At 60.2% G+C, this 25,937-nt stretch carries 24 protein-coding genes; 12 read left to right on the top strand and 12 right to left on the bottom strand.

Annotation, left to right across the window (positions count from 1 at the left end; genetic code table 11):
* Both POI8812_RS01265 and POI8812_RS01260 read right to left on the bottom strand, forming a co-directional pair.
* Positions 1-2,022: an acetate--CoA ligase family protein gene (locus POI8812_RS01265; RefSeq protein WP_181377179.1), complete on the bottom strand. Its 2,022-nt coding sequence runs from the start codon at positions 2,020-2,022 to the stop codon at positions 1-3.
* On the bottom strand, positions 2,022-3,182 hold the full coding sequence (locus POI8812_RS01260) for an acyl-CoA dehydrogenase family protein (protein WP_108780720.1): 1,161 nt from the start codon (positions 3,180-3,182) through the stop codon (positions 2,022-2,024). The genes POI8812_RS01265 and POI8812_RS01260 overlap by 1 nt, the downstream gene beginning before the upstream one ends.
* A 74-nt stretch (positions 3,183-3,256) precedes the next feature.
* Here POI8812_RS01260 and POI8812_RS01255 point away from each other — a divergent pair, with 74 nt between their 5' ends.
* Positions 3,257-4,198 carry a GlxA family transcriptional regulator gene (locus tag POI8812_RS01255; RefSeq protein ID WP_108780719.1) on the top strand — a complete coding sequence of 314 codons (942 nt, stop codon included), beginning with the start codon at positions 3,257-3,259 and terminating at the stop codon, positions 4,196-4,198.
* A 24-nt stretch (positions 4,199-4,222) separates the two neighbouring features.
* On the opposite strand, the gene POI8812_RS01250 is transcribed toward POI8812_RS01255, so the two are convergent.
* Positions 4,223-5,236, bottom strand: a complete 1,014-nt coding sequence (locus tag POI8812_RS01250) for a LacI family DNA-binding transcriptional regulator (RefSeq protein ID WP_108780718.1) — start codon at positions 5,234-5,236, stop codon at positions 4,223-4,225.
* A 110-nt stretch (positions 5,237-5,346) separates the two neighbouring features.
* Here POI8812_RS01250 and POI8812_RS01245 point away from each other — a divergent pair, with 110 nt between their 5' ends.
* The 4 genes from POI8812_RS01245 (at position 5,347) to POI8812_RS01230 (ending at position 11,300) form a co-directional block, all read left to right on the top strand.
* A complete protein-coding gene (locus POI8812_RS01245) occupies positions 5,347-7,653 on the top strand; it encodes a DUF1989 domain-containing protein (protein WP_108780717.1) in 2,307 nt (768 codons plus the stop codon).
* A gap of 37 nt (positions 7,654-7,690) precedes the next feature.
* Entirely contained in the window at positions 7,691-8,653 is a 963-nt protein-coding gene (locus tag POI8812_RS01240) for an ABC transporter substrate-binding protein (RefSeq protein ID WP_108780716.1), read from the top strand.
* 84 nt (positions 8,654-8,737) lie between these two features.
* Positions 8,738-9,787, top strand: a complete 1,050-nt coding sequence (locus POI8812_RS01235) for a quaternary amine ABC transporter ATP-binding protein (RefSeq protein ID WP_108780715.1) — start codon at positions 8,738-8,740, stop codon at positions 9,785-9,787.
* Between the two features lie 10 nt (positions 9,788-9,797).
* Complete coding sequence (locus POI8812_RS01230) at positions 9,798-11,300, top strand: ABC transporter permease (RefSeq protein WP_108780714.1); 1,503 nt, start codon at positions 9,798-9,800, stop codon at positions 11,298-11,300.
* A gap of 76 nt (positions 11,301-11,376) precedes the next feature.
* Here POI8812_RS01230 and gnd read toward each other — a convergent pair whose 3' ends face one another.
* Both gnd and POI8812_RS01220 read right to left on the bottom strand, forming a co-directional pair.
* A complete protein-coding gene (gnd, locus tag POI8812_RS01225) occupies positions 11,377-12,771 on the bottom strand; it encodes an NADP-dependent phosphogluconate dehydrogenase (protein ID WP_108780713.1) in 1,395 nt (464 codons plus the stop codon).
* A complete protein-coding gene (locus tag POI8812_RS01220) occupies positions 12,768-13,667 on the bottom strand; it encodes an SMP-30/gluconolactonase/LRE family protein (RefSeq protein WP_108780712.1) in 900 nt (299 codons plus the stop codon). The genes gnd and POI8812_RS01220 overlap by 4 nt, the downstream gene beginning before the upstream one ends.
* A gap of 72 nt (positions 13,668-13,739) precedes the next feature.
* Here POI8812_RS01220 and POI8812_RS01215 point away from each other — a divergent pair, with 72 nt between their 5' ends.
* Positions 13,740-14,153 (top strand): GlcG/HbpS family heme-binding protein, encoded by a 414-nt coding sequence (locus POI8812_RS01215; RefSeq protein WP_108780711.1) that lies wholly within the window; start codon positions 13,740-13,742, stop codon positions 14,151-14,153.
* Complete coding sequence (locus POI8812_RS01210; protein WP_108780710.1) at positions 14,153-15,010, top strand: NAD(P)-dependent oxidoreductase; 858 nt, start codon at positions 14,153-14,155, stop codon at positions 15,008-15,010. Before POI8812_RS01215 ends, POI8812_RS01210 begins: the two co-directional genes overlap by 1 nt.
* On the opposite strand, the gene POI8812_RS01205 is transcribed toward POI8812_RS01210, so the two are convergent.
* Positions 15,000-16,034, bottom strand: a complete 1,035-nt coding sequence (locus POI8812_RS01205; protein ID WP_108780709.1) for an L-idonate 5-dehydrogenase — start codon at positions 16,032-16,034, stop codon at positions 15,000-15,002. The two genes, POI8812_RS01210 and POI8812_RS01205, sit on opposite strands and share 11 nt — an antisense overlap.
* Positions 16,035-16,041: 7 nt before the next feature.
* On the bottom strand, positions 16,042-16,989 hold the full coding sequence (locus POI8812_RS01200; RefSeq protein WP_108780708.1) for a 2-hydroxyacid dehydrogenase: 948 nt from the start codon (positions 16,987-16,989) through the stop codon (positions 16,042-16,044).
* A gap of 82 nt (positions 16,990-17,071) precedes the next feature.
* On the opposite strand from POI8812_RS01200, the gene POI8812_RS01195 reads away from it, so the two are divergent.
* From POI8812_RS01195 to POI8812_RS01180, 4 genes are read left to right on the top strand one after another with little or no spacing between them, the layout of a single operon-like run.
* Positions 17,072-17,839 carry an SDR family oxidoreductase gene (locus tag POI8812_RS01195; RefSeq protein WP_108780707.1) on the top strand — a complete coding sequence of 256 codons (768 nt, stop codon included), beginning with the start codon at positions 17,072-17,074 and terminating at the stop codon, positions 17,837-17,839.
* Positions 17,836-18,339, top strand: coding sequence for a gluconokinase (locus POI8812_RS01190; RefSeq protein WP_245895182.1), 504 nt, complete (start codon positions 17,836-17,838; stop codon positions 18,337-18,339). The genes POI8812_RS01195 and POI8812_RS01190 overlap by 4 nt, the downstream gene beginning before the upstream one ends.
* Complete coding sequence (locus POI8812_RS01185; protein WP_108780706.1) at positions 18,336-19,223, top strand: NAD(P)-dependent oxidoreductase; 888 nt, start codon at positions 18,336-18,338, stop codon at positions 19,221-19,223. Before POI8812_RS01190 ends, POI8812_RS01185 begins: the two co-directional genes overlap by 4 nt.
* Complete coding sequence (locus POI8812_RS01180) at positions 19,220-19,552, top strand: hypothetical protein (RefSeq protein WP_108780705.1); 333 nt, start codon at positions 19,220-19,222, stop codon at positions 19,550-19,552. The genes POI8812_RS01185 and POI8812_RS01180 overlap by 4 nt, the downstream gene beginning before the upstream one ends.
* Positions 19,553-19,745: 193 nt before the next feature.
* Here POI8812_RS01180 and POI8812_RS01175 read toward each other — a convergent pair whose 3' ends face one another.
* The 5 genes from POI8812_RS01175 to POI8812_RS01155 all read right to left on the bottom strand — a co-directional run bounded on the left by POI8812_RS01175 (position 19,746) and on the right by POI8812_RS01155 (position 24,788).
* Positions 19,746-20,420 carry a cytochrome b561 domain-containing protein gene (locus POI8812_RS01175; RefSeq protein WP_108780704.1) on the bottom strand — a complete coding sequence of 225 codons (675 nt, stop codon included), beginning with the start codon at positions 20,418-20,420 and terminating at the stop codon, positions 19,746-19,748.
* A gap of 5 nt (positions 20,421-20,425) precedes the next feature.
* The gene (locus tag POI8812_RS01170; RefSeq protein WP_108780703.1) at positions 20,426-21,301 is read right to left on the bottom strand and encodes a carbohydrate ABC transporter permease; all 876 of its coding nucleotides are present in this window, start codon (positions 21,299-21,301) and stop codon (positions 20,426-20,428) included.
* 2 nt (positions 21,302-21,303) lie between these two features.
* Positions 21,304-22,221: a carbohydrate ABC transporter permease gene (locus tag POI8812_RS01165; RefSeq protein ID WP_108780702.1), complete on the bottom strand. Its 918-nt coding sequence runs from the start codon at positions 22,219-22,221 to the stop codon at positions 21,304-21,306.
* Between the two features lie 102 nt (positions 22,222-22,323).
* Positions 22,324-23,658, bottom strand: coding sequence for an extracellular solute-binding protein (locus POI8812_RS01160; RefSeq protein WP_245895181.1), 1,335 nt, complete (start codon positions 23,656-23,658; stop codon positions 22,324-22,326).
* Between the two features lie 44 nt (positions 23,659-23,702).
* On the bottom strand, positions 23,703-24,788 hold the full coding sequence (locus POI8812_RS01155; RefSeq protein WP_108780701.1) for an ABC transporter ATP-binding protein: 1,086 nt from the start codon (positions 24,786-24,788) through the stop codon (positions 23,703-23,705).
* Positions 24,789-24,927: 139 nt separating this feature from the next.
* Between POI8812_RS01155 and POI8812_RS01150 the strand changes: the two genes are divergently transcribed.
* Positions 24,928-25,929, top strand: coding sequence for a LacI family DNA-binding transcriptional regulator (locus POI8812_RS01150; RefSeq protein ID WP_108780700.1), 1,002 nt, complete (start codon positions 24,928-24,930; stop codon positions 25,927-25,929).
* The last annotated feature ends 8 nt before the right edge of the window (positions 25,930-25,937 follow it).

Genomic DNA, 25,937 nt, shown 5'->3' with positions numbered 1-25,937 from the left:
TCAGGCCTTTCTTAGGATCAGGGCATCGGCAGCAATGGCTCGCTTTGGCGAACAGAGGACGGGATTGATCTCAACCTCGGCAGGGCGCTCCGCGATCACATAGTCCTGCACGGCCATCGCGGTGTCGAGCAGAGCGTCCAAATTGATGGGCGGTTTGCCGCGGTAACCCTGCAAGACAGGCCAGAGACGCAGTCCGGTCAGCGCGGTTCGAATGGAGTCACGTGAAGATGGAACAAGCAGGGATGTGCTGTCAGACAAAACTTCGGTTAGCGTGCCGCCAGCCGCCAGCGTCAGCACATAGCCATGAGCAGGGTCCAGAACGACACCGATCAGCAGTTCCGCAACCGTGTCCTGCACCATCTCCTCGACCAGATAGCCCGTCACAGGCAACTGGCCGATGGCCTGCGCCACGTCTTCAGGCGATAAAAGATTAAGTGCGACGGCCCCAGCCTCCGTCTTGTGGGCAAGGCCCTCCCCCTTAACCACGACGGGAAAGCCGATGCGCGTGGCGGCCTCGATTGCTTCGCGCAGAGTGTCGGCGCGTTCTGATGCCGGGATGGGCACGCCATAGCCGTTCAGGGCTGACTTTGCTTCTGCTTCAGAAAGCGTGATCGTAGCCGCAACAGGGTCTGGCAACAAAAGGGGCGCGGGTTCTGATCTGGAGAGGGAAAGCGCTGTTCCGACGGCCTCCACCGCTTCGGCCATGCCACAGAGCGGGACAATGCCCTCTCGGACGAGCTGGATGGCCACTTGTTCGGGCATGGTTTCAGGCAGAGATGACAGGATCGCCATCGGCTTACCCACGTCTGCTGCGGTTCGGCGGACGGCGTTGACCACCAAGTCCCACGCCGGGGCCGGGCAGCGGTCTGGACGCGGAAAGTCCAGCACCACGATGCCAAGGGAAAGGTCAGCCTGCATCATTGCTGTGAACGTGGCCGTCATCGCGTCTTCGTCAGCCCAGATATACGTGTGATAGTCCAGCGGATTGGCCAAGGCGACCTTCGCGCCAAGCGCATCGCGCAGGGCCGTTGACTGCATTGGCACGAGGGCCGGGAAGGTGGCAGGGCTGTCGACAAAGCTGTCAGCGATCAGGCTGGCTTCGCCCCCCGAACAGGACATGGCCGCGATCCTGTCCGAGGTCAGCCCACCGGTCACGTGCAGCAGTTTGAGCGCCTCCAAAAAGCCCGCGACGCTGCTGGCTTGCCCAATCCCAAGGCGGGAGAGAAGCGCGTTGGCGCCGGCGTCGCTGCCAGCCAAGGACGCCGTGTGAGAGATCGTGGCAGCGCGCGCTTGTGGTGATCGTCCCACTTTGAGGGCGATGATTGACTTGCCGAGCGTGCGGGCCTGCGCCGCCAACGCTTCGAAAGCCCGCAGGTCGCCTATCCCCTCGATATGCAGGCCCAGTGCGGTGACACGCGGGTCGCGCAACAGGGCTGCACCCACTTCAGACATGCCTGTCTGCGCCTGATTGCCCACGGTGACCATATAGGCGATGGGAACGCCACGGGTCTGCATCGTCAGATTGATCGCGATATTGGAGGATTGCATGACGATGGCCACGCCACGCTCAACCGGAAGGCCACCATGCTGGTCGGGCCAGATTGTGACCCGATCGAGGTAGTTGAGAAATCCGTAGCAGTTTGGCCCCAGAACGGGCATCTCACCTGCTGCCTCCAGAAGATCTGCTTGCAGGCCCGCCCCATCCGCAAGTTCGGCTTGCGCTTCGCTGAAGCCGGAAGCAAAGCAGACCGCTCCGCCGGATCCCCGGTGCGCAAGGGCGCGAACGATGTCGAGCGTAGCGTGCCTGTTCACGCCGATGAAACTGGCATCCGGCGGTGCGGGAAGGGCCTCCACATCGCGATATGCGGGCTGACCAGCAATTTCGGCTCGTGTTGGATGGACCGGCCAAATCTGGCCATCAAAGCCAATCTTGCGGCACTGCTCAACGACTGCGGGCACCCAGTCTCCCCCACCGAACACCGCGATGGAGCGGGGTCTGAAAAGGCGGTCTAACCCGCGCATCAGGCCCCCAGGGGGCGCAAGAGGTCGCGACTGATGATGTGGCGCTGGATCTCGGAGGTGCCGTCCCAAATGCGCTCGACCCGTGCGTCGCGCCAGAAACGTTCGATGGGAAAGTCATCCATCAGCCCCATCCCACCATAGATTTGCAGGGTCGCGTCCGTCACGCGGGCAAGCGCCTCGGACGCGTAAAGCTTCGCTGACGCAATCTCCCGATTGGCCGGGAGTTGCTGGTCGAGACGCCATGCGGCGGCCAGCGTCAGCCAATCCGCCGCATCAATTTCGGTGATCATGTCCGCGATTTGAAAACCAACGCCCTGAAACTTGCCGATGGGTTGGCCGAATTGCTGCCGCTCTGCCGCGTAGTTCAGCGCATAATCAAAACAGCGTCGGGCACGGCCAACACTGAAGGCGGCTACCGTCAGGCGTGTGGCATAGAGCCACTCATTCATCACAGCAAATCCGCCGTCGACCGCACCCAGGACTTGCGCATCGGGCAAGCGGCAGTTGTCGAAATAGAGGATGTAATTCTTGTAGCCCTTGTGGCTGACGGAATTGTAGCCCTCACGCACTTCGAACCCGGGTGTGCCGCGATCCACAAGGAACGTGGTGATCCGTTTCTTTGGCCCCTTCGGCGTGTCATCGACGCCGGTTGCTATAAACACGATGAAAAAGTCGGCATGCTCAGCGCCAGAGATAAAGTGCTTAGAGCCGTTGACGACCCAATCCCCCCCGTCCCGAGCGGCCTGACATTTCATGCCCCGCACGTCGGAACCGGCATCCGGCTCGGTCATGGCGAGCGCATCCATCTTTTCCCCCCGCACGGCAGGAAGCAGATAGCGCTCACGCTGATCAGTGTTGCAGGCCATCAGAATGTTCTGAGGGCGCCCGAAGAAATGGGTGAGGGCCATTGAGCCGCGACCCAACTCGCGTTCGACCAAAGTGAAGTCGACATGGCTGAGACCTGCTCCGCCCACGGACTCGGGGAAGTTGCAGGCGTAAAATCCAAGGTCGATGACTTTCGACTTGATGGCCTCCCCAAGCTCACGGGGCACCTGACCCGTCCGCTCAACCTCTGCCTCGTGTGGATAGATCTCCTTCTCCACGAAACTGCGGACGGTGCTGACGATCATCTCCTGTTCGTCTGAAAGACCGAAATCCATGGCACTCCCCTGTTCTGCTGGATCGAGCGTTGTTTCGATTGACCGCGAGGGATCGGCAGAATTAGACATATTTCATGCAAAATTGGACAAAATCAGCGAGTGATCGGCAAGCTGTGGGTGTTTTGCTTCTGCCAAGTTTTTCGAACCATTGCCTCGCCAATGCGATTGAACCACTGCGGGCAGCCAACGAATTTTTGGAGCGGTCTTTTTATGACTGGACGTTCCTGACGTTGGATGGCGGCCAGGTCGCGTCCTCAAGCGGATTGCCGGTCCTGCCCGCAATGTCCCTGCGCGATCATCCGGGTGGCGCCTATCTGTTCGTGTTGGCAAGTTATGATGTGCAGACACTGACTTCGGCAGAGACGCAGCGGGCGTTGCGCGCGGCGCGCGGGCGCTTTCGCATGGTTGTTGCCATGGATACCGGCCCTTGGTTGCTGGCCGATGCAGGTCTGTTGCGGGACGCACAGGCGACAATCCATCCGAATGAGTTGGTGGCCTTTTCCGAGGCGTTCCCGGATGTCGATGTGGTGGCAGATCGCTTTGTGCGCGATGGCAACGTCATGACCTGCGGTGGGGCGATGGCTGCCTTTGATGCAGTGCTGGACCTGTTGATGCAGACCCATGGCGTGGCGCTTGGTCTGGACGTGTCGGCTTTCTTCCTGAATGACCGGAACACCCCCGATCCCGGTTTCCGGCCCCGGAAAGGGGTGCCCCCCGCCGTTGCAGAAAGCCTGGTGCTGATGCGGCAGAACATTGAGGTTCCGCTATCGATCAGTGACATCGCAACGGCGCAAGGTCTGTCACAGCGAACGCTTGGCCGACACTTCCGTGCGAGCCTCGGGGCGTCTCCGCAAACAGTCTACCAGCGCCTGCGCTTGGGCGTTGCGCGCGACCTGATCCGCCGCGGTTCGATGTCCATTGCCGAGGTCGCGGTGCGCAGCGGCTATTGTGATGCGAGCGCCTTCGCGCGGGCCTACAAGGCGGCCTATGGCGTGCAGCCCAGCCAGTCGAACTGAGGGCGTCCGCGTCGCGCTCGGAAATCAGGATTGCCGATGCGCAACTGATGCACGGGCTTGCAACATTACAGGCAGCTCGATGGAGCGGATTGGCTTCCCCGTCATCAAATGATCTGCCATCGCGGCCGCAGTATGTTGCCCCATCTGCGCAATCGGAAGGCTTAGCGTTGTCAGGGAGGGCGTCACGAACTTGGATGGATCAAGATCATCGAATCCCATGATCGAGAGATCTTGCGGAACGGCAATCCCCCTCGACTGACAAACGAACAATGCGCCCATCGCCAGAACGTCAGACAGGCAAAGCACAGCAGTTTCGCCGGGGGTGAGACGGTCTATTGCCGCGGCCCCTCCCGCATAGCTGAGATCGGTTTCGATCAGGTTGAGGCCTGCGGCAGCCGGATGCTCCTGCAATCCGGCTATCCTCGAGCGTGTGCGGTCATTGCCAACCAGTGGACCGTGCACCACAGCGATTTTGCGGTGTCCATGGGCTACAAGGTGATCCAGAGCCAGGGCGGATGCTTTTGCGTTGTCGTATCCGATGGTCGGGAACGCGTGGTCAGGTTGATAGTAGGATGTCAGGACGAGCGGCACACCATAGCGCCGCGCCTCTGATGTCAGCTCATCGTTGTGGGAAAGACCCGACACAATCAGCCCCTCCACGCCCATGGCCAGCATCTTTTTTGCCTTGGAAACCTCGTAGTCCCGGTTTCCGTTTGTCACCGCGACGACAAGGTTGAAGCCTTGCGCCGACAGTTCCGATTCCAGCGTGTGTAGGAACTTCGAAAAGATGGCGTGATCAAGGGTTGGGATCAGCGCACCGATGGTCTGCGAACGTCCCGATACCATCGCTTTTGCCAAAGCATTGGGGACATAGCCGGTCGCGACAATCGCCTGCTGGACCTTCTGGCGGGTGGCTTCAGACACTGTTTCAGGTCGGTTTAGCGCGCGTGAGACGGTCGCATCCGACACCCCCGCCGCATGCCCGACATCAATTATGGTCGCGCGTTTCTTACGACGAAATTCATCTGCTGTGCTCATGCTCCCACCCTGCCATGAGATTGGACACTCTAAAAGTAACTTGACTCATGTAGGCGTCTACATATGAATTGCTCCGTGATGTAGACGTCTACATTGCCAAGGAGAGCGCTATGACAGTGTTGGCTTCATTCCTCAATGGTAAATCCCGCCCCGTCGGGCGGCGGTTTGATGGCCTGTCCGCCCCGCACCCCGCCCAGTCTTGGCAAGTCGAGCCTCGCCAGGCGACTAAGGTCGATCTTGAGGCTGGCGATACCGTCAGTCTTCATGCAACGGGCGGTGCGCTTGTCGCGGAGCTTGCTGCACTCGCAGCAGATGGGGGCGACGCATTGTCATTCCTCGGACTGCGAGCGAATAGCGAAGTGGCATTTGACTCGATAGCTGGCGAAATGATGTCCGGGTGGATCTGTGCGCGGGGTGGGGCGCTCGATGTGCCGTCTTGCGCCATCACTGCTGATGAAGATCTTTTGGTCCTTTCTGTCACGGCCCCTTGCACCCTCTGGGCACTGAACCCTGTCACTCGAGAGTGCCACGTCGATGGCGCGTCCCGCTCCTCTTATTTGGTGCAGGTCAAACGGAGCAATCGTTCCGGTATTGTGCTTCCCCCGCCCCTCGGGCGCATACGCGATGAATTCACCGTCCCGCGTGCGACGGCGATGTCCTATGAATTGCGCAAGGGCGAGACTGTTCAGGTCATTGATGTTGATGGGCAGCAATGCTCCGACTTTATGGCATTTCGCGCGCAGGGTCTGGAACGCGGCGTTGAAGAGCGTATCGACAGCACGGTCACACGAACGCTCGTCGGGGGCGCCTACCCGGGGCCAGGATTGTTCGACAAATTTTATGACGCCGAAATGCGTCCGTTGCTCAACGTCGTGCAGGATACTGTCGGGCGACACGACACATTTGCGCTGGCCTGTACGGCGCGCGGGTATGAAGAGCGCGGCTTTCCCGGTCACGTGAATTGCTCGGACAACATCTCTGACGCAGTGGAGCGTTTCGGCATTGCCCGTCGGACGGCATGGCCCGCGATCAACTTCTTTTTCAACTCCTGGATCGACCACGCCGATAACCGGATTCAGGTTGAGGAGTCATGGTCGCGCCCCGGCGACTATGTTGCGATGCGCGCCATGGATGATCTGGTCTGCGTGTCGACCGCCTGCCCGGATGATGTCGATCCGATCAACGGATGGAACCCGACTGATATTCACATTCGCATTTACGAGCCCGAGACGCCGATCCGGCGCGCAATCGCGCATCGGCAAAAAGAGGACGCCCGCATGACCCTCGGCCAGAATTCCGCCTTTCATGCCTGCACCAGCAAGCTGACGGAACAATACGCGCCAGCGCGCGATTTGTGGCTGCCCACCGCTTTCCCAGCGGTCGGCACATTGGGCGAATATTGGGCCTGCCGGGAGCGCGCGACGCTGCAAGATATGAGCGCGCTGCGCAAATATGACGTCGTTGGCCCCGACGCTGAACGCCTGCTGCAACGCGTGATGACACGCGATATTGCCAAGATGGCCCAATGGCGCGGCGGCTACATGTTGCTGTGCGACGAGCAAGGGATCGTGATTGACGACGGAACCCTGTTCCGCCTGGGGCCCCAAACCTTCCGCTGGTGCTGCGGAACCGAAGAATCGGGACGGCATCTCGTCGCGCAGTCCCGGGGCCTCGACGTGCGGATCAACGATATTCAGTCGTCCTTGCCAAACCTTGCCCTGCAAGGTCCGCGATCGCGCGATATTCTGAAGAAGATCGTTTTCACGCAGCCCCATGTGCCGAACCTGGACCAGCTCAAATGGTTCGGCGCGACCGTCGCCCGTCTGGGTGATCGTGAGGGAGCGCCGTTCATGCTGACCCGGTCTGGCTATACTGGTGAGCTGGGATATGAGCTGTTTTGCGATCAGGCAGATGCCCCACGGATCTGGGATGCGGTCATGGACGCCGGTGAGGAATTTGGCATCGCGCCAATGGGTGCCCATGCGCTTGAGATCATTCGGATCGAAGCGGGACTGGCGGCAGCAAACGCAGAATTTGCGGCTGATGTGGACGCATATGAGGCTGGTCTCGGCTTTGCAGTGGACCTCAAGAAATCAGATTTCATTGGCAAGGCCGCGTTGCAGCGCAATTCCGAGGCACCCAGGCGTGTGCTGAAAGGCATGCTGCTTGATTGCGATGATGTGCCGGCCCATGGCGCACACGTCTATTCCGGCGAACGCCCGGTGGGCGTTGTCACGTCCGCCACGCGATCCCCCAGCCTGGAACGGGCCATCGCAATTGTCCGGCTGGCGGTCGAGCACTCCGCCGACGGCACGCCTTTAGAGATCGGACAGATGGACGGTCACATGAAACGGCTGACTGGAACTGTCTGTGCCATCCCATTCCTTGATCCGCGCCGCGAAAGAGCGCGGGCTTGAACCAACCCTCCCTCTCTCTTCCAACAGGAGTAAGAACATGAAACTCAAGACAGCCCTTCTTTGTGGTCTCATCGCCATGGGCGCAGGTGCCGCTTCGGCGCAAGAGCGCGTGATGATCGGTGAGCCGAGCTGGCCCGGTGCAAAGATCATGGCCAACCTGATCGGCCAGATCATCGAAGGCCGCCTTGGCGGTGAAGTCGGCTATGCGCCCGGCGCCAATGCAGTCATCTTTGAAGCCATGGATGGCGGACGTGGCGATATCGATGTCCATCCGGATGTCTGGTTGCCGAACCAGTCCTCCTTCACCGACCGCTTTGTTGATGAGGCTGGCACGGTCTCCCTGTCTGAAGGCTCTTACGAGGGCCGCTCTGGCTTCTGTGTGCCGAATTACATGGTTGAAGATCATGGCATCACGTCGGTCTTCGATCTGGCCACGCCAATGGGCCAGGAACTGTTTGACGCCGATGGCAGCGGCATGGGCGAAATCTGGGTCGGTGCATCTGGCTGGGCCTCCACCAACGTCCATCTTGTGAAGGCGCGGGACTACGGCATCGACACCTTCCTTGAGCCGACCACGGAAGACGAGGCAGTCTTCTATGCCCGCTTGCGCGATGCGATCGCCGAAGAGCAGGGCGTCGTCTTCTATTGCTACCGCCCGCACTATGTGCACGCGCTCTACCCCGTCACCATTCTGGAAGAGCCGGAATACGACGCGGCCTCCTACACCATCAGCACGCCGGATGAGGATGCGAACTGGTTCGAGAACTCCTCGATCACAACCGGGGACGAGGTGAAGACGGTGCGCGTGGCCTATTCCAACTCTCTCAATGACCGGAACGCCGCGGCAGCATCGTTCCTGGCGGCCATCGATATGGATGCCGGAGAGCTGTCCGAGCTGACATACGAGGTCGTCGTGCAGGGTGGCGAGATCGAAGAGGTTGTTGCCGCCTGGATTGATGAGAACGGCGCCATCGTTGACGGCTGGCTCGGGCTGAACTGATCCACCCTCATCAGGGACACCAACAGACCTCGCCAACATGTCGTTGGCGGGGTCATTCGAATTACTGAGGATGGGACAGCGCTGATGTCGGATGATGCATTTATCGATGCAAGGGGCGTTTGGAAGGTCTTTGGCGACCGCGCGGATGAAGCGCTGGCCGCCATACATGCCGAAGGACTCGGCAAGTCAGAGGTTCTTGAACGGTTTGGCTGTGTTGTCGGGGTAGCCGACGCGAACTTTCAGATCGCAAAGGGTGAGCTTTTCTGCGTCATGGGTCTGTCAGGCTCCGGCAAATCCACATTGGTGCGCCATGTGAACCGCCTGTTGGAACCCACCGCAGGGGAAATCCGCATCGCGGGTGAAGACGTTATGGGCCTGGACGCCGCACGGTTGCGTGACCTGCGCAATCGGCGCGTTGCAATGGTTTTTCAGAATTTTGGGCTGATGCCCCACCGCACCGTCCGCGACAACGTTGCGATGCCGCTGGAAATCCGGGGCACCGGCAAAGGCAAGCGGTGGGAGGAGGCCGACCGCGTCCTCGAACTCGTCGAATTGACCGGCTGGGAAGACAAATATGCTCACGAGCTTTCGGGTGGCATGCAGCAACGGGTCGGCCTAGCCCGTGCCATTGCATCCGACCCCGAGATCCTGCTGATGGATGAGCCATTCTCGGCCCTTGATCCGCTGATCCGCAAACAATTGCAGGACCAGTTCATGGAGCTGAGCCACCAGCTCAACAAGACCACCATGTTCATTACACACGATCTGGACGAGGCCATCCGTATCGGCAACCGGATCGCCATCATGAAGGACGGCCGGATCGTCCAGATTGGCACACCAGAGGAGATCATCCTCAATCCAGTGGATGACTACGTCTCGGATTTCGTAGCCGGTATCTCGAAGCTGAACATGATCTTTGCCCACTCCGTCATGAAACCGGTGGATGAGTTCACAGCGACACATGGTGAGGTTCCCGATGATGCCGCCGAGGCGCATCCGGGCATGGATCTGAACGATCTGATGGGTCTTTGCGTCGACGGGCACGGCATTGTTGCCGTCACCGACGGCGGGAAGACGGTCGGGGTGATCAATCGCGCGGGGCTGATCCGCGCCATTCAGGACAGCCAGGGTTAAGGAGAGCGATATGTCACAAATGAACCCTGAAGCGGTTGAACGCATGAACGGTCTGATCGACACGTTCGTGGAGACCAATCAACCCTATTATCGCCGCGTCTTCGGCAAGATGATGGAGGCCCCCGGCTATCGGATGACGGTGAATTGGGCTGCGGCCCTGCTGGGCCCCATCTGGTTTGGTGCGCGTGGTTTATGGTCGTGGTTCCTTGGCGTGCTGGTGCTTGAGACGCTCGCCTATATCCAGATCGGTATGGGCCTGTTCGGAGACCTCGGCCGTGATCTGCGCCTGCGCGCCGAGAGTATTGGAGAAACCTTGGCCCTGCGGCGCGAGCAGATCGCGGCGGCAGAAGAGTCTGGTTCCGGCTCGCTCGATGCGCTGAAGCGGGCGGCAGAGGCACTGGAAGTGGCCCTCGTCGATGCGCAGGCCGCAAGCGAAGCTGCCGCCGCGAGCGGGATCACCTTCATCCTCGTTGGCCTCGTCCTGTTGGCGATCGTCAAGGGTGGCGTTGCCGTCCTCGCGAATTGGACACTGGAGGGCCAATTTGCCCGCTGGCGATCAGATCGCTCGGTCGCAAGTGGCTGGTCCATGACCCGTGCGGCAATTGCCTCGGGATTGATGGGTTTGGTCGTGGTGATTTCAGTGCTGAAATTCTCGCGCCCCGATGCGTTCGAAGTGCTCAACACCTTCCCCACCAACAGGGATTGGCGGCTGAATGTCGGTGATGGCGTCCAGGCTGCGTTTGATTGGACGAAAACCAGTGGCCGGGGCTTCTTTGATGCGCTGACCTTCGGAATGCGCTCTCTGCTTGACGCAATCGAGGTGGTTCTGGTCGGAACGCCTTGGCCGGTGGTCGCCTTGGTCATCATCATGCTGGCCTACCTTTCAGCCGGTCCCCGCGTTGCCATTTTCACAGGGGCGGCGCTGGCCTATCTGGGTCTGCTCGATTTCTGGGAAAAGGCGATGACCACCGTGGCGCTGTTGGGGGCCGCGGCTCTGATCTCGATCACACTGGGGATCCCGCTGGGCATATATTGCGCCCGCAGGCCAAAGGTATTCAGCGTGATCCGTCCGATCCTCGATTTCATGCAGTCGATGCCCAGCTTCGTCTACCTGATCCCGGTTGTGGCCTTCATCGGGTCGGGTAAGCCCGCGGGCGTCGTGGCGACCATGATCTTTGGGTCGCCGCCGGTGATCCGTTTCACGGTGCTCGGACTGCAACAGGTGCCAGAGACCGTGCGCGAGGCCGCACTCGCCTTCGGTGCAACGCCGCGTTACCTGCTCTGGCGGGTGGATCTGCCGCTCGCCGCGAAGACGATCATGGCGGGCGTAAACCAGACGATCCTTCTCTCTCTTGCGATGGTCGTGGTGGCTTCGCTGATCGGGGCAAAGGGTCTGGGTGAAGACGTGCTTGAGGCGCTGCAATTCGCGGCAGCGGGGCAGGGTATCCTGGCCGGTCTGGCCATCCTGTTCTGCGCATTGATCCTCGATCGGATTGTTGCGGGACGCAACTGAACCAATCGGATGTGAAGAGAGCCGCGCAATTGCTGCGCGGCTCTCGAACGATTTTGACTTCAGGAAGCCGACCGAACTACCAGCTTCCGTGCTGATCGCTTTCGCCAGTGTCGCGGCGCACAAAGCCATGCTGACCAAAGAAGTCACGCTGACCCTGGATCATGTTGGCAGTCCCTGATGCCAGGCGCATCGTGTCCAGATAGGCCAGCGCCGCGCCAAGCGCAGGCGCTGGATTACCGGAAGCGGCCGCCAGTCCGACAACGTTGCGCAACGCTCCATGGGTCTGCGCGATCTGCGCGGCAAAATACGGTGCCCGCATCAGGTTGCGATCAGCTGCATCCTCAAAGGCCGCGGCCATCTCATCGAGCATCGCAGAGCGAATGATGCATCCCGCGCGCCAGTTGCGCGCGACGGCGGCGCTGTTGAGGTCCCATTCAAAGGCGCGGGAGGCCCCGGCGATCATCTCAAACCCCTGCGCGTAGCACAGGATCTTTCCACAGATCAGCGCTTGCTCAAGCAGATCGAGCGAGAGGGCATCTGACCCAATTGTTCGGTCATCTGCGGGGAAAAGCGTCGCAACCTCACGTCTCTCCTCAAAGCGGGCGGACATATTGCGTGCGGCGATGGCAGCTTCGATGACTGGAATGGGCGTTCCCAGATGCTGCGCCTCGATGGCGGTCCAGCGTCCTGTGCCTTTCTGTCCTGCGGCATCGAGGATCACATCCAGCATGGGCTTGCCCGATACCGTGTCTGTCGCACCTGCAACCTTTGCTGAAATTTCAACAAGGTAGGATTGCAGCGGCCCTTCGTTCCATGTCGCAAAGGTCTCTGCAATCTGTGCAGGGTTCAGGCGGAGGCCGTCACGCATCAACCCATAAACTTCGGCGATCAGCTGCATGTCGGCATATTCGATACCGTTATGAACTGTCTTGACGAAATGGCCCGCCCCTTCGGCGCCCAGATGGGTTGCGCAGGCCTCCCCCTCGAATTTGGCGGCAATCGCAGTCAGGATGGGCGCAACGCGGCTCCAATGTTCCGCTTTGCCGCCCCCCATGATCGCGGGCCCATGACGCGCACCCTCTTCACCGCCGGACACACCAACCCCCAGGAAGGGCTGATCAAGCTCTGCCATGCGCCGGTTCGTGTCACGAAAATTCGCATTGCCTGCATCAATGATCAGGTCATCGTCGCCCAGAAGCGGGCGAAGGGCGGCGATCTGTTCGTCAGTGGCGCTGCCCGCTGGCACCATCAGAATGATTGCGCGCGGTTCCGCTAAGGAGTGCACAAAGCTCTCAAGGTCGTGCGCAGGGGTAATCCGTTCGGCCAGTTTGCCCGCCTCTTCCATGAACGCATCGGTCTTCGCGGCGGTCCGGTTGAAAACAGAGATGAAGAAGCCCTTCTCCGCGATGTTCAGCGCAAGGGCGGACCCCATGGTGCCGAGGCCAATCAGGCCGATTTGGGACGAACTCATGGAAATTGCACTCCATTCCGATTGAGAGTCACAGCGTAGAGGCTGGTGGTTGCTGTGATATAGAGTTCGTGTTTCGCCCTACCACCAAAGCAGATGTTGGAAACCGCCTCAGGCACGAGGATTTTACCAAGCAATCGGCCATCCGGTGAGATGCAATGAACCCCGTCCGCGGCAGAGGACCAGACATTCCCATCCGTGTCGATCCGAATGCCATCTGCAGCCCCCGGTTCAATCGTATGGAAATGTTGGCCGTTTGAGAGTTTGCCTGCCTGATCGCAATCGTAAACCCGGATATGTTGCGCATCGTCCGAGAACATCCGACCCGTATCCGCGACGTAGAGCCGTTGCTCATCAGGGGACAATGCCAGCCCGTTTGGACAATTCATGTCGTCAACAGCGACGTCGAGCGCCCCCGTCTCGGGATCAAGCCGATAGACCACACAGGGATTCTCCTGTTCGGCGCGGAACCCTTCATAATCGGTCATGATCCCGTAATGCGGGTCCGAGAACCAAATCGTACCGTCTGATTTCACGATAACATCATTGGGTGAGTTCAGCGGGCGTCCGTCGAACTGATCGGCCAGGACGGTGATTGACCCGTCATGTTCCGTTCGGGTCACGCGACGTGTGCCATGTTCGCAGGAAATCAGCCGCCCTTGGCGATCACGCGTATGTCCGTTCGCGAAATTCGAAGGCCCACGATACGTCGTGACGCCAACACCGGGCGTCCAGCGCATAATCCTGTCGTTTGGGATGTCCGAAAACAGCAGGCAGCCCGCATCCCCGAACCAGACAGGGCCTTCAACCCAGCTAAAGCCAGTCGCAAGCTGGCGCACTGGTGCATTGTGAAGCGTGAAACGATCAAAGGCGGGATCGAAGCTCTCGAACTGGGACATAGACAGGCAACCTCATTGTTTCCTGAAAAGTTATCGTTAACATATGCGAACGTCAAATAGAGGATTGCACAGATGACACCCTTTTCCCAGCGACCCGAGCTGACCCATCAGGGTGTGCTGAAGATGTTGCGCGCCGCCGTTGCCAGGGCGGAAAAAATGGACCAGCCGCAATGCATCGTGATCGTCGATGCCAGTGGCGTTCCACTGGGGGAGATCCGAATGACGGGCTCAAAATACCTCAGCCGGGCCAGCGCGCGCGCCAAGGCACGGACGGCCGCCTCAATCGGTGCGCCCAGCGCCTCTGTCCCAGAGGCGGTGCGCGCGCAGATCGGACTGGCTACAGATGGTGACGTCACCGGGCTTCCGGGCGGTTTGCCGATCACGGTTGATGGGCAGGTTGTCGGTGGAATTGGCGTCGGATCAGGAACCGGCGATCAGGATATCGAGGTTGCCAAAGCTGCGTTGGCCGCAATCGGGCTGAACTGATGCAGATTGCAGTCCTCGGGACAGGCTTGATGGGCAGCCCAATGGTGCGGCGGCTCGCGGCAGCAGGTTATGAGCTACATGTCTGGAACCGCAATGCCGCGCGGGCCCAACCACTGGCGAATTGCGCCACGATACATGCCGAGCCCATGAAAGCTGTGCAGGCTGCCGATGTCGTCATCTGCATGCTGCTCGATGGGGTGGCAACGCGGGAGGTTTTGCTGGGCCTCGATGTGCTCAACGCCATGCAGCCGGGATCAACACTCATTGATATGGGATCAGTTGACCCCGCCACCGACATTGCGCTGGCGGAGGCTGCGAAAGACCGGAATGTCGCGTTCCTGGATGCCCCGGTCTCGGGCGGTGTCGTCGGTGCGGAGGCGGGGACACTTTCCATCTTTGTCGGTGGGGATGTTGATACGGTATCCCGCGTCGCGCCGGTGTTGAGCAAGTTGGGGCGCCCCACCCATGTCGGTCCCGTGGGGGCCGGACAGGGCGTGAAACTCGCCAATCAGGTCATCGTCGCGGGAACGATTGCGGCTGTAGCAGAAGGTTTGCGTCTGGCCGAGGGGGCGGGCTGTGATCCTGCCATCGCGCGGCAGGCACTGGCCGGCGGCTTTGCCGACAGTCGTATTCTGGAGCTGCACGGCGCGCGCATGGTTGCCGGGGAGTTTACACCGGGTGGCCGGTCGGCGGCTCAGCTAAAAGATCTCGACAACGCAATGGACCTCGCGCAATCGGTCTCGCTGGATCTGCCCGCCTTGCGTCAGGTGCAGACGGCTTTTCGCGACCTGGTCGAGCACCACGACGGAGCGGAGCTCGACCATTCAGCCTATTACGAATGGCTTCTCATGCGGTGAAGTCGATCTGCGCCTTCATCGCTTGCGACCGATCCCCCGCGATGTCAAACGCCGCGACAGCCTCATCCAGCGGAAGCGTATGAGTGATCAACGGCTTCACGTCGATCAGACCTTTGCGCATCAGGCTGACCCCGGTGAAGAACTCTTCATGGAAGCGGAAAGAGCCTTTCAATGAGAGTTCCTTCGCCGTCATCGCCTGTACAGGCAGCGTCATATCACCACCAAGGCCCAGTTGGACGATCGTGCCGCCCGGTCGCATGGCCGGAACAGCACCTGCAAGAGCTACCGCCGCACCAGAGCATTCGAACAAAACATCAATCTGCCCCTTCCCGGCCTGATAAGGCGCGAGCCCGTCCGGCGCCTCAGCCATGTTGAGGGTCACATCCGCTCCGGCCAACTCCGCTTGCGCAAGGGTGAAGGCGCTCAGATCGGTCGCTATGATAAAGTCTGCGCCTGCACGTCTGGCGGCCAAAATGCAAAGAACGCCGATCGGACCACATCCGGTGACAAGCACCGACTTGCCCAACAAGGGGCCCGCATTTCGCATCGCGTGAAGACAGACGGCGAGTGGCTCGGCCATCGCAGCCTCACCCGCACTCAGCCCCCCTGCCCGCGCGCATTGTGCGGCATCGACAACGATCTGCTCGCGAAAGGCACCCTGAATATGTGGAAACGGCATGGCGGAACCGTAGAAACGCATGTTCAGGCAGTGATTGAATTGCGCCTTGTCGCAATACTCACAGGATCCACATGGTCTGGACGGCGAGATCGCGACGAGGTCGCCCTCACTCAAACCTTCGACCCCATCGCCCAGGGCCGTGACGCGCCCGGCAACCTCATGGCCCAGGATCATGGGTTCACGGATCCGGATCGTTCCGAAGCCGCCGTGGTTGTAGTAATGCAAATCCGATCCGCAAATTCCACCGGCCTGCAGGGACACGAGGACCTGCCCGGCGCCGGGTGTGCCCACCTCTGTCTCTTCGATGCGCAGATCCTTCGGGGCGTGAATGACAATGGATTTCATCTGAACCTCACAAGACCTGTGTTAGAAGCGATTCACCGGCAAAATGCGCGGCGAGATTGTCGCGCACCAGTTTCCCCATCGCCTTCCGGGTCTCGACAGTGCCAGACGCATGGTGAGGTTGCAGCAGCACGTTGGGCAGATCCAGAAAGCGCGGGTCGAGGTCCGGCTCCCCTTCAAAAACGTCGAGTGCCGCCGACCCCAGCGTTCCGTTGGAGAGCGCGGCGATCAGCGCATCTTCGTCAATGTTGGAGGCGCGCGAGATGTTGATGATCATGCCCTCTGGACCAAGCGCCTCGATCACTTTCGCATCAACGATGTGCCGCGTCTCTGCCGATGCGGCGAGGGTCACAAACAGCACGTCGGAGTTTTGGGCCAGCGCGACGGCATCAGCTACGAATGTCCAGTCGGCAGCATAGTCCTTTGGCCCGATGTCAGAATAGGAGATTTGCATGTCGAAACCGGCAAGACGCTTGGCGACCTCATACCCGATCCGGCCAAGACCCAGCACGCCCGCGCGTTTGCCCCAGATGCGGGATTTGAGCGGGTAGAGGCCCTTCTGCGCCCAATCGCCATCACGCACCCAACGTTCGGCACCGATGATGCCGCGCGATTGTGCCAACATCATCGCAACGCCCAGATCGGCCACATCGCCGGTCAAAACGTCCGGCGTGTTGGTCACATGGATTCCGTATTCGCGACAAGCCTCTAAATCGACCGCATCATATCCGACGCCGTAGACCGAGATGACTTCAAGATTCGGGCAAGCTTCGATCATCGCACGATCCGCGCCAAGCTCACCGCGCGTCGCGATCCCCCGAACGGAGGGGCCAACATCTGCGAGGAAAGCCGCTTTATCATCCGCCTCAAAATAACGGTGCATGGTGAACATCTGGTCCAGCGGTTGCTGATCCCACTCTGGATAGGGCCCCACTTGGAGGATGCTGGGCTGGGTCACGAGAACTCTCCGCTTGACTTGATTTGTTAACGATAACATAACGAGTGGAAACACAGCTGTCGAGACCCTGAAAGGATATGTCATGAGCCTCTCCCTATTTGATCTGAGCGGACGTCGCGCTTTGGTGACGGGTTCGTCACAGGGGATCGGGTTTGCGCTGGCGAAGGGTCTGGCCGATGCCGGAGCGGACATCGTCCTGAACGGCCGCGCCGCCGGAAAGCTGTCGGAGGCTGCTGACAGACTGCGTGAAAGTGGCGCAAAGGTTCACGAGTTGGTTTTCGACGTGACCGATCATCAGGCCGTGCGCGAGGCCGTTGATCGGTTTGAGCTGGAAGTCGGCAGCATTGATATTCTGGTCAATAATGCGGGCATGCAGCACCGCACGCCGCTGGAGGATTTTCCCGCCGACGCGTTCGAGCGGCTATTGCAGACCAATATCGCCTCGGTCTTTCACGTCGGTCAGGCGGTTGCGCGTCACATGATCGGCCGGGGTGCCGGCAAGATCGTCAATATCTGTTCGGTTCAGACGGCCTTGGCGCGTCCCGGAATTGCGCCCTACACCGCAACCAAGGGGGCCGTTGCCAATCTGACAAAGGGAATGGCGACCGACTGGGCGCAACACGGATTGCAATGCAATGGTCTGGCCCCCGGCTATTTCGAGACCCCGCTCAATCAGGCGCTTGTCGACGATCCTGAATTCAGCGCATGGCTTGCTAAGCGCACACCGGCAGGGCGCTGGGGCAAAGTGGAGGAACTTGTGGGCACGTGCATTTTTCTGGCGTCGGATGCGTCATCATTCGTGAATGGTACGACCGTCTTTGTGGACGGCGGTATCACGGCCTCGCTGTGACGGATCAGCTCTATATCGTGATGGGCGTTTCGGGCTGTGGTAAGAGCAGCATTGGCCAGGCGTTCGCGGCAGACATGGATCTCGTCTTCCACGACGGCGATGATCTTCACCCACAGGCCAACATCGAAAAGATGAGCCGGGGGGAGGCGCTGGACGATGCGGACCGCTGGCCCTGGCTCGACCTGATTGGCGCAGCACTCAAGGACGGATCTGCACAGGTCATCGCGTGTTCGGCCCTGAAGCGTAGCTATCGTGAGCGGATTGCCAAAGGTGCAGGCCGCCCGGTCACATTTCTCTATTTGCAGGGCTCAAAGGCTTTGCTCACCGAACGGATGTCCCATCGGGAAGGGCACTTCATGCCCGTGAAACTGCTGGAAACGCAGTTGGCCACATTGGAAGAACCCCAAACAGATGAGCGGGCGATTGCGGTCAGTATCGCCGCAAGTCCCGATGAAATCGTCGCCTCGATCCGGGAAGAATTACAAGGGAGGTTTGCATGAGCTTGAAAGCCGCATTGATTGGTGCAGGAGCGATGGGCGGAGCAATCGGGACCCGTCTTGCCGAAGTGGGTATCGAGCTTCATGTCTTTGATCTGGATGCAGAAAAGGTACAGCTTCTCGTCGACAAGGGCGCGAAAGCCGCGCCGAGTGCCGCTGCCGCTGCTGCCAATGCAACCCATGTCATTACCAGCCTGAACAGCCCGCGCATCGTGGAACTTGCAGTATTCGGGGAAGACGGCATCGCCTCTGGCGCAAAGCCCGGCACAATCCTGATCGACATGTCCTCCATCGATCCAGATGCCACTAAGGCCCTTGCTGCCCGCGCCGCCGAAAGCGGCCTGCGCTGGGTCGACAGCCCCCTGTCGGGTGGCGCACCCAAGGCGCTGACCGGCGAACTGACACTGATGGCAGGCGGCGCGGCTGAGGATGTGGGGGCAGCGCATGACCTGCTTCAACACGTATCCGCGAACTATACGCATATGGGCCCGGTCGGTGCGGGTCAGACGACCAAGTTGATAAATCAAGTGCTGTGTGGCCTTGGTTTTATGGCGGTGGCGGAGGCGACTCAGCTCGCGCTTGATGCGGGCGTTGATGCCGAAAAGGTTCCCGTGGCGCTGAAAGGCGGGCGTGCGGACAGTGCGTTGTTGCAGGAATACATGCCGCGTTTCGCGACCAAGGATTACCGCCGCACGGGCCGCATCGACAACATGGTCAAGGACTTGAACGGCGCGCAGGATCTTGCGCGGCGAACCAACACGTCCATGCCCCTGACAGCTCTTTGCGCTGAGGTGCACCGGATGCTGACGGCCGCCGGGCTGGGCGGAGAGGATCAGGCTGCCTTGATGGAGTATTTCCAGGGTCCAAATCAGGAGAATTTCAAATGATTACTCGATTTGCGTTGTTTGAGGGCTCTGTAAAGCCCGGACAAACAAAGGCTTTTCGCGCCGCCGTTCAGGACCGTCTTGTCCCGCTCTGGATCCAGTTTCCGGGCAATGATGATGTCCGCGTCATGTTCGGCGAGGAGCGTGATGAAGGTGCACCGGAATTTCCGCTGATCCTCGCAATCACCTATCCGGACCGGGCGACGATGGAGGCTGCGCTGACCAGTTCTGCGCGGAACCAGTCGCGTGATGTGACCGGTGAGATCGTCGCGGAATTCTTTGAGGGGCGCATTCATCACCACGTCACCGAAGCGAATATCTTCCCAGGCTGAGCGAAGGGCCAGTTCGCCAGCCACTTGCCCCGCGCCTACCCGGCGCGGGGTTTTTTCTGTCAAAAGTGCTGTGCACAAAGCGTGCACCATGCGTACACAACCCGTGCACCGCTTGTGTGATTTCAAGTCGAATGGAAGATGCGCGAAACGAGGCCCTAGAGAGCTTGCGGACCGAAGCGCCCGCGCGATCCTCTTACCCGAGCCGGTTGCCCGGGTGGGTGGGGTCAGGGCCCCAGATCGCCTCATATGTCGTGACCGGTCGGCGTTTGCGTTGCAGGTAGACGACAAGGGCGATCAGTGCGACCCACCACAGCATGATCCCAACCCACATCCAGCGCGGTGCGTTCGCCTGCCACAGACCGGTCAGGATGCTGAGCGCGGCAAGGCTCAACGCAAGATAGCCATTGGTCTTGTGCACACGTTCGAACAGCAGGCGGCGGGGTGTCATGTCGTAATGGTCACCCCGCAGCCGCGTGTCCATCGGCCCGCCCTTCGTCCCCCGCAACCAGCCAGAGACCGCCTGTAACAGCGCCAGCGCCAGCATCGCATAGCCGAGAATGCGGTGAAGGAACGCAGACGGCGTGAGGGATAGGATCGGGTCAGGATTGGACCGGATCAGCCAGAGGCCCACAAGGGCGAGGGCCATCGCCGAATATTGCGCCAGCCGATGGGAGTTCCACCAAGCCCGATTGTCGAGTTCCTGAGGCCAGTTCTGCCATGGCAGCACCTTGAAGAACCGCGCCGCGATCACGCCCATCGGGGCTAGGACACCCCAGGCAATGACCATTGTGCGGGCGTGCCAGGATAGGTGCACGCCCACCTCATGAGCCCGGGATGGGTCGATTGGTCCGAGTAACCAGTCGAGCATGCGCCTTAGCCCTTCACCGCGCCGGCGGTCATGCCGGTGATGATCTGGCGGGAGGCCACGAAGGTGAAGATAATCGGCGGCACGGCGAGCAGCATTCCGGTTGCCATGATCACGCCCCAGTCGATGTCGTACTCGGTCAGGGAGTTGACGATTGTGACGGGCACTGTGCGGCTGTTGCGATCGGCCAGCGCATTGCCCAGCAGGAACTCGTTCCATGCCACACGGAAGGTGAAGATCGCAGCAGCCGCCAGGCCGGGCTTGATCAGTGGGAGGACAACCAGGAAAAAGGTCTGAAAAGGACCGGCGCCATCCATGCGTGCCGCTTCCTCAAGCTGGATCGGCACTTGAACGATGAAGCTTTGCAGAATCCAGATGACGAAGGGCAGGTTCATCGCGACATAGATCAGGATGATGCCCATCCGTGTGCCGTCGATACCATATTGGAACGTCCAGATGCCGAAGACCGGGACCAGCAGCACAGCGGGCGGCACCATTCGTGTCATCAGAGTTGTGAGGCTGACCACATCACGGCCCATGAAGCGGAAGCGGACCAGCGAGTAGGCCGCCATACACCCGATGACCAGCGTAAGGATCGTCGAGACGGTCGCCACGATGAGCGAGTTCACCAGCGCCCGCCCGAAGGTCGGGTCGCAATAGCGGACATGCTCCGGCTCGTACCACAGCATGTCGCACAGCGCGGTTTCGTAGTTCTGCATGGTCGGCATGAAGATCAGGCTCGACGTGTCGGACATGATTTCGACGTTCAGCTTAAGCGAGGTCGCCAGCATCAGAACGATGGGACCGGCCGACATCACGATCAGGGCTACGAGCAGGGCGTAGAAGGCGGGGTTGGGGCCTTTGGCCTGGGCGTTTGCAGACATTCTCAGCTGTCCTTCTCGGCACGGGCACGCAGACGGGCGGCGCGCGCTTCGGTGATTTTCGTGTAGGCGAACATGGCCAGCGTCAGCAGCATCAGAAGCAGCAACAGCAGGTTCGACATTGCGGCAGCGGTGCCCAGTTCGCGGAATTCGGAGGCGGTTCGGCTGATCCGCAAGGCCAGGATCTCGGTCGATAGGCCCGGTCCGCCATTCGTCATGACGAGGATGACTTCGAGGACCTTGAACGCATCAATCATGCGCAGCAGGGCCGTGACGATCAGGACGGGCATCATCAGGGGCAGTTTGATGTGCCAGATCAGCCGCCAACCAGTCGCACCATCAATGCGGGCCGCTTCCATTGCAGAGGACGGCAGGGATTGCAGGGCGGCGAGGCTGAGGATGAAGATAAACGGCGTCCACTGCCAGATATCGGCGATTACGATGGAGGCGAAGGCCCAGTCCCCGTTGCTGAGCCATGGGACGGGATCGAGGCCAAGGCTTTTGAGGGTTCGGTTAAAGATGCCGACGGATGGGTGGTACATATAGCGCCACATCAGACCAACCACGATGGGGGCGATCATCATTGGCAGAATGAAGATGGTGCGGAGCACAGTCATGCCGCGCAGTTTGCGATCCAGAAGGAATGCGAGCCCGACGCCGAGGCACATCTCCAATACGACGACGATCACGGCGAAGCGGATCGTGACGAAGAAGCTTTCGCGGAACGCGCCGTCCTGTAGCAGGAACATGTAGTTGCGCAGACCGACAAACTCGGCTTCGCCAATGCGTTGGCTGGGGTTCCAGTTCAGGAAGCTTGCCCAGATCATGTACCCAATCGGGTAGAGCAGGGCGACCGCAAGGACGATCACGGCAGGCGCAAGAAAGAGGTATGGCGTCAATCTGTTGACGTTCGCGGTTTGCATGGCGTGCTCTCGGTCAGGATGCGGCAGTCATAAAAATTGGGTTGGCCCGCCCCGAAACGGGAAGATGATCGGGGCGAGCCAAATCTCCTGGGGAGGCGGAGATCAGTTGTCAGACGTCCAGGTATAGTAGCCTGCGTCCTGCATGGTGGCGCGGGTACGCTCTGCCACGCCGTCGAGCGCTTCCTGAATGTCGAGACCTTCGGTCAGGACCTGGCTGAGTGTGGTACCGAGGTCAGCGTTGATCGAACCCCACACCGGGATGATCGGGCGCCAGTCGGGATCGGCGTATTGCAGCGCCTCACCAAACACTTCGAGGTGCGGATGCACTTCGAGAACCGACGGATCGCGGTGTGTGGAGAAACGGGACGGGTTGCCGCCCGCGATGGCAATCGCGATGTCTGCCTCGCGGCTGGTCAGCCACTGCATCAGCAGGAAGGCCGCGTCCTTGTTTTCAGCATTGGTTGGGATGCCGATGCCGAACCCACCGGTCTGGCTGCCGCGGCGCACGCCCATCGGGTGCGGTGCCCAATCGACAAGGCCAACAACCTGGCTGCGGGCCGGATCGTTCACCTGACCCGCGAAGACCGTGGAGTCGAGGAACATCGCGGTGTCACCCTGCAAGAACGACGCGCCTGCTTCGGCAAAGCCGAAGGTTTCAGAGCCTTCGGGGCCACAGCCAACGATGGTCTGAAGCGCTTCTGCCGCTGCAACGCCTTCGGCGCTGTTCACGATCGGGTTCCATTCATTGTCGAAGATGCGACCGCCGAGGGGTGCGAGGTGCAGCAGGAATGCGTGGCTTGCGTGGTGACCGGAGGCTGCGCGCGACGCGAGACCGCCCATGCCCGGCTCAAGCTCGGGGATCAGACATGCAAGCTCAAGCATCTCCTCATAGGTTTCAGGAACTTCCAGACCGTGCTCTTCGAAGATGTCGCGGCGGTAGCCGAGGATCGAGGTCTCGGAGCCGAACGGGATACCGAAGAGCGATCCGGTCGGGCCGGGCAGGTAGCCGCGCTCACCGCCCGCGACGCCAATGTTCTGGACGTAGCCGTCGATCAGATCCTCTGCATCATAGTTCGGATCCGCAAGACGCGGGTTCATGAAGTAGGGTGCGAGGTTTTCAAGCTGACCGGCGTAGACATAGTCCGCCTTGGAAAAGACCACATAGGCGATGAGGTCATAGTCACCTTCATCCTTGGTCAGTTCGAGGGTCTGACGCTCACGCATGCGCAGGTATTGCAGCTGATCCACCTCGACCTCGATGCCGGTCTCTTCGGTGAATTGCGGAAGCACCTCCATCACCGCATCGAAATGCGGGTGGGCGGGGAAATTCACGACGAGTGTCGTGCCCTCATAGGGTTCATATGGGTCGGCGACAGCCGCGGTTCCCATCAGGAGCGCGCCAACTGTGAGCGCTGTCAGTCCTTTGGTCATTTGCATCTTCTTCTCTCCCTGATGCTGTGTTTTTGCTTGGCTATTGCGGGTCAGAGGCGCAGGCCGCTGTCCCGGTCGAAAATCATGAGTTCGTCCGTTGCCACACCGAAGGTGCGCACCTTTCCAGACTCAAAACGGTGGGCGCTGGCGATCTCTGCGAGCACCTCGGTCTGCCCGCAGCGTGTGACCAGAACGGATTGCGCGCCGAGATACTCGGCCACGGCGATGTGAAGCTCGATCGGAGCTCCGGCGGTCACATCCGGATCAATGGAGGATGGGCGCAGCCCCAACGTGATGTTGCGTGAGGTCGCGACCTGCGAAACACGCTGTCCGGTCTCGCCGGTCACGGGCAGCATATAGCCGTCGCCCTGCACCCAGGTTGAACCGTCCTTTGTGTGGAGTTCGCCATCGAGGAAATTCATGGTTGGGCTGCCGATGAAGCCTGCAACGAAGCGGTTTACCGGACGTTTGAAAAGTTCTTCCGGGCTGCCCTGTTGCTGGATCTTGCCGTCAGACATCACGACAATCCGGTCACCCAGTGTCATGGCCTCAACCTGATCGTGGGTCACGTAGACCATGTTTTTGTCGATGGTGTCGCGCATCTCTGCCAGCTCGGTGCGCATCTTTGCGCGCAGTTTGGCGTCGAGATTGGACAGCGGCTCATCAAACAGGAACGTGCCTGCATCGCGGACCATGGCGCGCCCCATTGCGACACGCTGGCGCTGGCCACCCGAAAGCTCTGCCGGTTTACGGTCAAGCAGATGATCGATGTTGAGGAGCTTTGCGACGCGGGTCACCTTCTCCTCAATCTCAGATTTGGAGACACCGGCAAGCCGCAGAGCAAAGCTCATGTTCCGCGCAATGTTCATATGCGGATAGAGCGCGTAGTCCTGGAAGACCATGGCGATGTCACGCTCTTTGGGTTCAAGTCCGCCGATGGGCCGACCGTCGAAATAGATCTCTCCGCCTGAGAGTGTTTCCAGTCCGGCAAGGATGCGCAGGGTCGTCGACTTGCCACAGCCGGACGGGCCGACGAGCACGGTGAATTCGCTGTCGTTGAGTTCCAGATCGAGGGGCGGCAGCACCTCGACGGCACCAAATGATTTCCGAACCTTGTCAAAAACGATTTCAGGCACGCTCAGTCTCCGTAAAAAGTTATCGTTATCATTTCCACTGGACAGGGCGCGGGGAAGGTGAAAAAACTGCCGAGAGCGTTAGCGTTAACGGAAATCCGTTAACCTATTGCCCGGAAAGCATTTTGAGAGCGGGGTCTCGGTGGCGAAATCCAGTATCCATGACGTTGCCAAAGCGGCGGGTGTCTCCATCATGACCGTATCGCGCGCTGTGCGCGGCGTTAATGGTGTTTCTGAGGCGACCCGTTTGCGCGTTCTGGAGATCGCGAAAACGCTCAATTACGTGCCCAATGGCAACGCGAGGGCGCTGGCCACCACCGGTTCGAACATGATCGGAATCTCGCTTCCGACTCTGTTCAACGATGTCTTCGCGGACGTGTTGCTGGGCATGCGCCGCACCTTTCAGCAGGCAGGTTATGACTCGGTGGTGGACACCACGGATTATTCATCCGATGGCGAATTGCAGTTCATAGAGCGCATCCTGCAATGGCAGCCGCTCGCCGTGATCCTGACCGGTGTGGATCATGATGAAACCGTGCGCGCCCGTCTGCCCCGCGCGAATATCGCGACATTAGAGCTTTGGGATATCACCGATCATCCCATTGACTTTTGCGTTGGAATTGATCACCGCGAGGCCGGTGTCGCGCTGGGCCGTCATCTTGTGGAGAAGGGCTATCGCGCGCCCGCGTTCATCGGCGCGCCCGCGGGAAAGGACACGCGGGCTGACAAACGTGTGGAAGGTCTGGTCGAAGCCTTTCGCGCGGCTGGTGGACGCACGTTGCGCCGGATTTCGGTCTCAGACGACAATGCATTCATCAGTGGTTACACCGGGTTCGAGCAGATCGACCGGGACCGGCGGCCCGATGTTGTCCTGTTTCTCAACGATCATATGGCCTTTGGCGGGTTGATGCGCGCGGAGCAAGAGGGTTTGAGAGTGCCCGACGACATCGGGATTGTCGGGTTCAATGAACTGGCAATCACCAAGGTGTTGCCTCGGCGCATTACGACGATGTCCACGCCGCGCCGCCAGATCGGCCTGGTTGGCGCCCGCAACCTGTTGGCGCGCCTGAACGGTGTGACGGTCCCCGAAAAAACAATCTTGCCCTGCACTTTGGTGCCGGGTCAGACGACAAGAGCCCAGTAGGGCGGAAG

Origin of the sequence: Pontivivens insulae, assembly GCF_900302495.1 — a bacterium.
Taxonomy (GTDB): domain Bacteria; phylum Pseudomonadota; class Alphaproteobacteria; order Rhodobacterales; family Rhodobacteraceae; genus Pontivivens; species Pontivivens insulae.
The sequence above is the reverse complement of the archived record's forward strand: the minus strand, read 5'-3'. Positions and strand labels throughout refer to the sequence as shown.